Origin of the sequence: Streptomyces sp. MnatMP-M17 (genome assembly GCF_900091995.1) — a bacterium.
GTDB lineage: Bacteria > Actinomycetota > Actinomycetes > Streptomycetales > Streptomycetaceae > Streptomyces.
The window spans coordinates 19,847-29,792 of sequence record NZ_FMDK01000015.1 but is presented as its reverse complement, the minus strand read 5'-3'; the positions used below and the strand labels follow the sequence as shown (position 1 = coordinate 29,792).

The window sequence follows — 9,946 nt, the reverse complement described above, 5'->3', positions numbered from 1 at the left end:
TCCCTGGCGGCGATGGCCAGCAGACAGCGGCGGTAGGCGGTCCGCAGCGACACCGGATCGTCGGCACCGGCGAGACCGAGTTCGAACTCCTCGACGCCGGGATGCAGATCGGCCAGTTCATAGGTGACCAGCGCATGCCAGTCGCCCGGATGTCTGGCGAGATGGTCGCCGAGCGCCTCGGACGCGCCGAGCACGCCGAGCAGCCGGTCCCGCAGCGGCTTGGCCGTCACCAGCGTGTCCAGCAGCATCGTCCGCTCGTCGGGCTTCTGCGCCTCGGCCAGCCGGACGAACCCGCGCAGCGCGAGATCGGGATCGGCGGTGGCGCCGAACGCGTCGAGCAGCAGCGGATCGGACCGTACGATCGCCATCTCGGGCTCGTCGAGCAGCCGCTCGGCGGCGGAGGGATCGATGAAGCCGTGCCGCAGCAGGCGGATGAACGTACTGCTTCTGCGACCCGGCACTGTCATACGCCGTCTCCTGTCCGCGACCGTGTCCAACCGGCTCTGTCCGACCGACCCGAGGATTCGAGCCTAGCCTCGATCTTTCGTGACGGTCCGCCGATGTAGTCGGTGGACCGTTTTGCTTTCTGTGGCTGATGGTGGGCAGGCCGAGGGCGCGAGTGTCGTCTCGGGTGGACGCCGAGTTCCACTGCTCCGGTCTGGACTGGTTCCTTCGCAGGGGCGGGAAGGTGCTGGTCGGTCGGGGTTCGGCAGGAGTGCGAGTCGTTCGGGGGCGGTGATGACCTCGCCGGTCCAGGGCCGGTGGCGGGCGAGGGGGAGGATGCTGCGCCGGCCGGTGGTGACGAGTTGCCCGGCTGTGGGGAACAGGCGGAACCGCAGACGGCGGGGCTCCCAGAGGCGGGCTTGGCCGGTGAGGGCGATCATGGGCATCCAGGCCGGCAGGTCGAGTGCGATCGGGACGATCTCGTCGAGCCAGACCTGGTTCTGTGCGGTGTCGTGCGGGGGCAGGTTCCGCAGGCCGGTGGCCCGGGCGGCCCGGATCCGGTCTTCGGCCCGGGCGCGCAGCCGGTCACGGAGCTCGAGCTGGGCAAGCGGGGGGCCGGCGGTGTCGGTGGCGAAGCAGGTGATCCGCATGCCGTCCGCGTCGGTGATCCTCAACTGGGCCCCGGGATGCGGCCGTTCCTTGCGGACGATCAGCCGTACGCCCTTCGGCCGGCCCTCAAGGATGGTGCCGGTGAGTTCGGCGACCCACGCTCCGTCGCGGACTTCGCCGCTGGTCTCGACGGCCGGGGTCCAGGCCGATGTCGGGATCTTCAGGACATGCTGGTGGACGGCCTCGGTGATCACCATGCCGACGGAGTAGGACAGCCGACGCCCGCGCCGGGCGAGCCAGGCCATGAACTGGTGGGTGGCGCCCGCGGAGTTTGCAGCGGATGGGGGTCTGCCGCCCGCGCCGGTATTTTTTGGGCAGTTGGGCAGTTGGGCAGTTGGGCAGTTGGGCAGTTGGGCGAGTGCGAGGCGGGTGGTCTCGATGTGGTCGGCGGCAGTGTTCGAGCCCGCGTTCCCGGGCCTGAGCAGAGCGGCGACGGGTTCGCCGGCCCCGCCCGGCCCGTGGTCGACAAACCCCGTCAGCGGGTGGTGACCGTAGGTCTTCTTCCAGGTCGGGGCGGCATCCTGCTTGTCGGAGTGGGCGACGACCAGGACTCCGTCCAGGTCCACGGTCACCTGCCCACCGGTGTCTGGTGCCCGCTGGCAGGCCAGCCTCCAGGCCCGTTCGCGCACTTCAGATCGTGCGGCGCGGAGGGTGGCCAGCGCCTCGCCCGCGCGGTGGCGAGCGTGTCGATCAGACGGGAGACCGTCGGGTAGGAGGCGACCGGCCCGAACACGCCCGGCTCGGCCCGCAGCATCCCGTTGTCGGTGAGGCAGTCCCCGCCCAGCGCGACTGCCAACGCGAGATCCACGAGTAGTTTGCCCGGGTCGTGGACAGCCCGCGGCTTCCGCCAGGGGGCGAGTGCTACGGATATGGCCTCGTCGAGGCCGGTCTTACGGACCGTTTCGACCAGCAGGACCGAACCGGCCCGCGGGACCACGGCCCGGCCGTCGTCCCGGACGAAGACAGAAGACATGGGGATGGGACCCGATAGGCTTCTTCACCTAGAAAGTGCCTCCGACAGGGGCGGGAACAAGGACCTCAGCAATCCTCATTCTCACTGGTCAGGGGCACTTTCTCCTTGCCTGATCACCAGCCGGACAGCCCGCTTCATGAAAGCGCGAGGTTAAGGAACTCCTCGGCCACGCCCACATCGGCGTCTACGCCCACGTCCGACTCCGTCTCCAACGCCAGGCCATCGACACCCTCAACGTCGCACTCGGCGGGGTCGCCAACCTCCCCGACGACCCATCCACCACAGCCGTCGTCCGCTGACGTTGCCGTCAGCGTTGCCGTCAAACCGTTGAAGAGCCCCACCGAAACACTCGGTGGGGCTCTTCAGGCCGATCGACTCACCTCAAAGGAGATCGCTGCCGGCGCCGCCTAGTCGGTCGCCCACAGCCGCGCGAACTTCGCTCCAGGGGTCGTGCCGAAGGGATTCCAATGTCTCCCTCGACGTATTCCTGTGCTGCGCGACCCTCATTCTGATCGATTCGTCCACGTCGTGAGCGAGGCGCTCGAGAAGGTCCGGTGACAGTTTCCGCTTCATGGCCACCATGAAACGGACGCGAGCATCAGGGTCGTCGATCAGCATTTCCAGAACAGCCAACGGCACCGTCTTGTTCTGGACAACTGCCACCCGTTCTTCCGGATATCGATCGACGACCTCCATCCATACCTGCGCAGGTACCTCCTCAACTGCCGCCCTGCGGCATTCCTGTGGATCTGAGCTGTTGCGCAGCCGTACGAACTCGTCGGCAGTCTCGATCATCTCTTGACGCCCCGCAAATTGCTGTTCGGTATAAATTTCCCCGTATCACCCTTCCATTTGTCCGGCATGTAGTCGCCGTATTTATCGGCATCCGAGATCCATTCGAGGCCCTTACTGGTCTCCCGATAGACCTTGAATGCCGATCCACCGTGGCCTTTCACGTCCGGAGTCCACCAGGTACCGTCCGAGGAACTCTTATAGAAGGTGGTCTTGAACGGACCTCCCTGTAGGAGTTTCGTCGACCCTTCCTTGGTTAGCTGCCAAAGCCTTCGGCCAGCAACATCACAGTTGCTGTTATGAACGAGTACCGGCGTCTCGCCTGCTAGCACATAGTACGTGTGGAGGTCGTCCACGGTGAGGTTGTAGGTCCGCGCGTGCTTGATGAAGGCACGGTTCGCCGTCACGATGACGGTGGTGCCGTCGTCGGTGAGCAGGGTCATGCCCGGCTTCAGCTCGGCCGCTCCGAGCCAGCTCTTCTCGGACGGGGACCAGAAGGGGTGCTCGAAGGTCGCCGTGAGTTGCTCAACGCCGTTGTCCGTGGCGATGGACAGTGTGTTGAATTGCTTGTCGTCTTCAGTGACGATGAGGCGAGTGACCTTGCGGGGTGCCGATTCGCCTGTCTCAGGGTCGGTAGCCTGGACTTCTTCGCCGATCTTGACGTCTTCGATGTCCTCGGTCGTTCCGTCGGCCATCAGGACGTCCGTGCCGGCGAGGAAGCACTGCGTGCAGCCTCCTCCCCCCTTTTTCTGGGGCTTTCCGGTTATACCGCGGACGTTTCCGCCTGGCGGACCCGCGAACAGATTGGATCCCTGCATTCCTTCGGCCCATGCAAGGCCCCACAGCTTGTCTCTTCCGGGGCAATTCGTTGCACCGCAGGCGTAGAAGGCAGTTATTTGGATATCGTATCGGACGCTTTCATCACCTTCACCGAGCGCGTCAGCTTCGCACGACAGGCCATAAGGTCCGCAGTTTTCTTCCATCTGCCGGTAGAACTCTGCAATGAAGGCTTCTCGGACTTGCGGCTTCCATTTAGCGTCGATTTTTACGCCTGGATAGGCGAGCACGTAGCCGTCGCCGTCGTAGTCTTTGTTGTTCGAACCTTCGATTTCCCAGCTTCCTTGGGGGTTGCTGCGCGGTGCCGCTGTTCCACCTTGAGTGGATTCATTGTGTATAGGGAGGGGCTCATTGTGTTTCGGTCCGACGGCGCAGGCGGATTCATATCCGCATTGGGTGCCGCCAGGGTCACTGAGGCCGGTGGGATCGGAGCTGGTGGCGGGGTGCTGGTTGGCGTAGCTGTAGCCGTTGAACGATTGGTGCTGGTCGAGGGTGAGGATCGGGTCGACGCTGGCGAACTGGCCGATGGCCGGATCGTATTCGCGCGCGCCGATGTGGGTGAGACCGGTGGTGGTGTCGGCCGGTTTGCCGAGGAAGGCCTTGTCGTCGGGCCAGGTGGTGGGGGCGGTTCCTCGGGGCGCGCCGAACGGGGTGGTGTAGCGCTTGGTGATGGCGTACGTGCCCGCCTCAAGGGCGAGGCTGGAGGTGCCGTGGTGGTCGCCCGCGAGGAAGGTGAGTTTGCTGCCGGTGACACCGGCCTTGGCGGTACGCACCGCGATCGTCTGGCCGGCGGCCGTGTAGTAGCGGGTGCCGGACAGGGTCTTGGCGGTGCCCTTGGTGGTGAGACGAACCTCGGTGTCGCCAAGGTAGAGGACGGTGTCACCGTCGGCGGTGGTGTTGCGGCGAACGAGGAGTTCGCCCGCGGCGTCGTAGAGGTAGCTGGTACCAGTGGCCGACTTGCTGCCGACGGCGGGTTCCGTGGTGGAAACGAGTTTGCCTTCGGTGTTCCAGATCAGGGTCTGTTGGGCCTGGACTCCCGGCCGGCTGATGGTGTTGCCCGTCTCGTCGTACGCGTAGCTCGCCGCCCTCGCTCCGGTGGTGCCGGTGAGCGGGTGAGGCTGATTGCGAGGCGCGGGCGTGCCGTAGGTGTAGTTGGTGTCGCTGTCACCTGTGGCGGTGTGTTTGGTCTCGGTCTTGCGCTGACCCGCTTCGTTGTACTTGTAGGTGGTCCAGTAGGGGGCGGCGCCGTCGATGTTGGCCGTGGTGCGGCCGGAGTCGGCGCAGTCGGCCGTTTTCGGGGTCCAGGCTTCGGTGAGACGGCGGTAGCCGTCGTAGTCGAAGCACTGATAGTCGGCTTTGGTGGTACCGCCTTGGGTGGTGGCGTCGAAAATGGAGCGGACGTTGCCGGCCTCGTCCTGAGTGAACTTGAGCTCCTGCGGCATGTAGCCGTGGACGTCGTCGGTGGCATAGGAGCGGATCAGGCGTCGGGTACCGGGCTCGTACTGGTAGTTGAGGTACGCCTTCTTCGCGGACGTCGCCCTGTCGGTTCCCAGGGTGAGCTGATTCAGATCACCCTGAGGTGAGTAGGCGGCGCCGAGGAGGTAGCCGGTGGAACCGGTGGCGGTGAGCTGCTGGCCGGTGGCGTTGTAGGTGTAGCCGACGACCTCGCTCGGGAGACCACCCACTGCCGGGCTGCTGTACTGACTCACGGTGCCGTCGAGATGGTGGACCGTGGAGAACTTCAGCGTCTGAGGGACGCCTGCCGTCACCAATGTGTCATTCGCGGGGAGGGTGAGTTCGCTGTCCTGGACCTGGTACATGGGGTCGTATTTGGTGACCCTGGTGGTGTACGCCTTGCTGCTGGAGGTACCGACGCCGTTCTCGTAGCGGACGGCGGTGTCGCCCTGTCCCTTGGCGAGGCTGTCGAAGGTCCACGCGGCGAGCTTGGTGGCATCACTCTTGGTGCCGTCCCACAGGCCGGTTTGGCGACCGAGGACGTCGTACTCGGAGATGAGGCTCTTCGACCGGGAGTCCGTGGTTGTGACCACCTGGTCGAGCTCGTTGTAGGTGGTGGTGGATCGGCCCGAATCCGGGTCCGTCGAGGCGGTCTGGCGGCCGAACAGGTCGTATTCGTAGGTCCAGACGGACTTGTCCGGACCGGTGACGGTCTTCTGCTGTCCGCCGGGTGTGTAGGTGAAGTCGGTGGTGGTGTAGTCGGTGCCGGTGGCCAGCGGACCTCCGTACTGCCGCTGCTGTGTGGTCTGGCCGAGGGCGTTGGTGACCGCCGCGGTGGCCTGGCCATCGTCCGGTGCCGTGGTAGTGACGGTGTCACCGGTGTACGTGGAGTCGATGGTCCAGCGAGGGACGTTGTAGTGCTTGGTCACCGCTCGGGTCGCGCGGCCGGCGCCGTCATAGGTCGTGTCGGTCTGCACCGGGGCCTGACCTGCGTCGACCTCCACCATCTCGCCGGACGGTGCCGCGGTCTCGTCCCAGATGTCGCCTTGGCTGGATACCCCGAGGCCTCGGTCGTCGTAGAGGGTCTGGGCGATCAGCCGGCCACCGGCCGGAGAGGGCGACTGGACCTGCCGCGGGCGCAGGAGCGAGTCGTAGATCTCGTAGGTGGTGTTGTAGCCGGAGTTGTTGCCCTTGATGACGCTGGTGGAGACCCAGGACAGCGCGGAGGCGGTGAGGCTGTAGCCGTAGACGTAGTTCGGCGTGTTGCCCAGGAACTTCGGTTTGTTCGGCAGCCAGACCTTGGTGAGCCGGCCGAGGCTGTCGTACTCGCTGTCGGTCATCTTCCCGTTTGGGTCGGTGACCGTGATGGGCGCACCGGTGGCCGGATCCACCACCGTGGTGGTGACGTGATTCTTGGCGTTGGTGAGGGTGGTCTTCGTCAGCGGTCCCGCGGCCACGGGAGTGTAGCCGGTAGTGGCCGTCAGGGTGTTGTTGGCGTCCTTGACGGTGAGCGCGCGGCCGAGGGTGTCATAGGTGAAGGTCGCGGTTTGCTGCCAGGCCGGCTGGTCGTCCGTGCCGTAGGACTTCGCCCGGCCGGTCCACTGCACGTCGCCCTTGGTGGGCTTCTGGGCCGCCGACCAGGTGGTGCTGTCGTACGCGGTGGCGGTGTCGGAAACAACGTCGCCGGGCTTGGTGGAGTCGGCGGGAAGGTCCAGCGCCACCTCGGCGGTCGCGCAGGTCCTGGCGACGGTACGGGTACGGGCGGTCAGGTTGTTGATACCGAGATCGTCGTTGCGCGCATACCAAGTACGGGTGCAGGTTTCGTCGCCGACGACGGCATCGTCACCCTTGTCCTCGATGGTCACGGGCATGCCGTAGTCGTCGAAGGTGGTGCCTGTGGTGCGCACACGGTCACGCGCGATACCGCTGCTGGTGATGTTGGTGCGCGCATGCGTGGCGTCAGTACGGACGTAGTACGCCTCTGTGTCGGCGTAGGACTTGTGCTGAGTGGCCGTCCTCTTGGACCAGGGGTCATTGATCTGGCCCCCGACCTCCTGCGTCCCGTTGTACGTGACCGATTCGCGGGTGAAGCCCGCGTACTGGTCGGAGTCGGTGATCTCGGCGGCTTTGACACCTGTCACCTTCACTCTGCGACGCCCGTCCGGATCCGGGGTCTTGCCGTCCGTGCCGAGGAGGCGGTCTCCGTCCATGCCCCGCAGATAGACGGTGACCGTCTTGGACTGGGTACGGCCCGGATTACCGGTGAGATGGGTGACCTTGCCGAATCCCCGCCAGATCGACCAGGTGCGTTCCTTCTCCTTGGTCAGCGGATCGTCGTTGTAGTGCCACGCACCTCCGCCCGTGTACTGATACGTGTGTACGACGGCTTCGGAGCCGCCCTGGGGATCGGTGGTGGAGACGGTCGTGACCGGATACTTCTGGAACCAGTCAAGCTGCGGGACCTCGCCACCGTTGGGTGACCAGTAGACGGGGTAGCAGCTGCGGTTGTTCTCATCGACCTTGGGCATTGTCTGCCCGGCCACGCAGTCGGCGTCGGCGTAGGTCACGATGGTCTGCGCGCCCGCCTCGGACGTGATGGCCTTCAGACGCGGCTTCTCCAGGGAGAGGATGTCGTCGGTCGCGCCGTCGACCCGGTTGGGACGGAACTCATGAAGGAAAGTGACCGGGTCGAGCGACAGGTCCGCGCCCCGCTTGCCCGTATGCCGGATCTCGTCCAGCCACAGCGACTGGTCCGAGGAGTCACCTGTGTCGCCCGGATCGAGGTACTGCTGCTTGAGCGCCCAGACGTCGACGGGAGTGTAGTCGGGGGTGGCGGCTGCCGCGTCCCACATGTAGGTGGTGATGCCGGTCATGCGCTTGCGGGTGAAGAAGCTGGGGCCGACGATGCCGGTGCACTTGTCCCCGTCCTTGCACACCGCGTCGAAGGGGACATCGGGCCAGTTGTCGCGGGTATCCTCGGTCAGCGAGTCACAGCCGCTGCCGGAGGCCAGGCAGCGCTCGGCGTATGAGAATACGACTTTGTTCGACGCCTTGGGAGTGACGGAGAACAGGGCGTCGGCGCGCTGCCCGTAGCGGATCTCCTTGAGGTAGCCACCGCGGATGTATCCCGTACCGGTGTTGTCGTCGCCCAGCTTGTCGTAGTTGTTGGTCTCGGCCTCGTACCAGTAGCTCATGGCGTTGTCGTGGAGGTCTTCGACGTAATCGAGGTTCCATCGCCAGGCCTGGTTCTTGTCCCGCCCGGAGAAGCTCGTACCGTCGGCGTAGCCGGGCTCGCCCGCGTCGTCACCGAAGACAGGAACGGTCCACACCGACTGGGTACGGTCGGAGGCTGCGGCTCCGTCCAGCTTGTTCAGGCCGAAGACGTACTTGGTGCCGTCCCCGGTAATGAGTGTCCAGTACTCGCCGTTGTCGTCACCGTTCTCGGCACCGGTGGAGTGGGTCACGGTGGACGCGTCGTCGTTTTTCAGTCGCCATGTGCCAGTCGTGTCGTCCTTGACCAACTCGGTGGCTCTGCCGTTCAGGACCAGGGAGGCGTTGTCGTACTTCCAGCACAGATCGGACTTGTCCGCCTGGCCGTCGTCATCACACGAGCCGTACTTCCGCTCGATGTATGACGAGGTGATGTCGAAGCCCTCACCGATCGCGGTGCCCTGGTTGTTGGAGGACGCGGTACGGCCGTCCACAGCGCCCGAGTCGTACGAGATCGACAGATCCGGCGCGGGACCGGCCGCCGCGGGCGGGGTGCGCAGCGGATACGACCAGGTGAAGGTGCCCGAGGAACCGCCGGCTTCCCAGGTGGAGGAAGCCGCGAGCGGAGTGGCATTGTAGTCACCGGCGCCCGACTTGGTGCCTGCCGCCAGAGCCAGCACCATCGTCTGTCCGGACGCGGGCGCGGCCTTGGCCTTGGCCGCGTCGGCGGCGAAGGTGAGCTCGGTCCGCAGGCGCTCCTCGGAGCGGTCGTTGGCGAAGTCCAGCGTCGTACGCTTCCGGCATGCGGCCTTCGACGGATCGTCCAGCGCGCAGTCGGCAAGCTGAAGGACCTGGAGACGCCCTGCCCAGTCACCACCATAGGCGGAAGCGAACGCCGAGTAGTCGATGCCCAGTTCGGCACCGCCGCCACCGGACGGGCCGGTGACGGTGAGGACCACACCCTTGACGCCGAGTCGCAGCGCGGCCGTCTGGTCCAGCACCTCGACTGTGACGGCCTCGGCGGCCTTCGTCCCCGACTTGCTCTTCTTGGTCCCGGCCGGCGGCGTGAGAGTGACTGGAAGGGATCCCGGGGCAGCCCCGACAGGCTCGGCTGCGGCGGCGGGGAGAGCAAGTGTGGCCTTGCCGCCTGCGGGCCAGGTGACCTTTCGGCTTTGGTCCGTCTTCGCACGTCGTCTCGCGGCGCGGTCGGCCTCGGCCGCCTTCTTCATCTGCGCCGCCGCCTGCTTGTTCGCCTTCGCGGTGAAAGCGGAGACCTTCGCCGGGCGTGGTGCCTCCAACTCCGGCTTGCCCAGCGGATCAGGCGCGCTCGCGAAGGCCACGGGTGTGAGCAGGCCAGGTATCAGGGCAAAGGCGAGCACGGCCGCCATGCGCCGTCCCCAGGTACGTCTGCCGTGATGTCTCCGGGCTGAGGATCCGAGGTGATTCATCTACCGCTCTCCTTACGCACACCCGTATGGAGGCGTGCGTCCGCTGCTCCCGCGTTGATGGCGGGAGCAGGACCGTTGGGGTTCGAAGTACCGGGGCCGCCCATGTCGGCGGCCTGGG

3 protein-coding genes and 2 pseudogenes are annotated in these 9,946 nt (G+C 65.8%); all 5 read right to left on the bottom strand.

The window, feature by feature from the left end; translation table 11 throughout:
- Positions 1-467, bottom strand: a pseudogene (locus tag GA0115259_RS00925) (bifunctional glutamine-synthetase adenylyltransferase/deadenyltransferase); the annotation flags it as partial.
- A gap of 234 nt (positions 468-701) precedes the next feature.
- Positions 702-2,086 (bottom strand): annotated as a pseudogene (locus GA0115259_RS00920) (IS1380 family transposase); the annotation flags it as partial.
- 134 nt (positions 2,087-2,220) lie between these two features.
- On the bottom strand, positions 2,221-2,427 hold the full coding sequence (locus GA0115259_RS39880) for a hypothetical protein (protein ID WP_093589329.1): 207 nt from the start codon (positions 2,425-2,427) through the stop codon (positions 2,221-2,223).
- 40 nt (positions 2,428-2,467) lie between these two features.
- Positions 2,468-2,881, bottom strand: a complete 414-nt coding sequence (locus GA0115259_RS00910) for a hypothetical protein (RefSeq protein ID WP_141716409.1) — start codon at positions 2,879-2,881, stop codon at positions 2,468-2,470.
- The gene (locus tag GA0115259_RS00905) at positions 2,878-9,768 is read right to left on the bottom strand and encodes a polymorphic toxin-type HINT domain-containing protein (RefSeq protein WP_093589323.1); all 6,891 of its coding nucleotides are present in this window, start codon (positions 9,766-9,768) and stop codon (positions 2,878-2,880) included. Before GA0115259_RS00905 ends, GA0115259_RS00910 begins: the two co-directional genes overlap by 4 nt.
- Positions 9,769-9,946 lie beyond the last annotated feature (178 nt).

Bases quoted from the DNA above. Each gene is read 5' to 3' on its own strand.
- GA0115259_RS00905 (WP_093589323.1), bottom strand. From the start codon at position 9,768: ATGGCGGCCGTGCTCGCCTTTGCCCTGATACCTGGCCTGCTCACACCC.
- GA0115259_RS00910 (WP_141716409.1), bottom strand. From the start codon at position 2,881: ATGATCGAGACTGCCGACGAGTTCGTACGGCTGCGCAACAGCTCAGAT.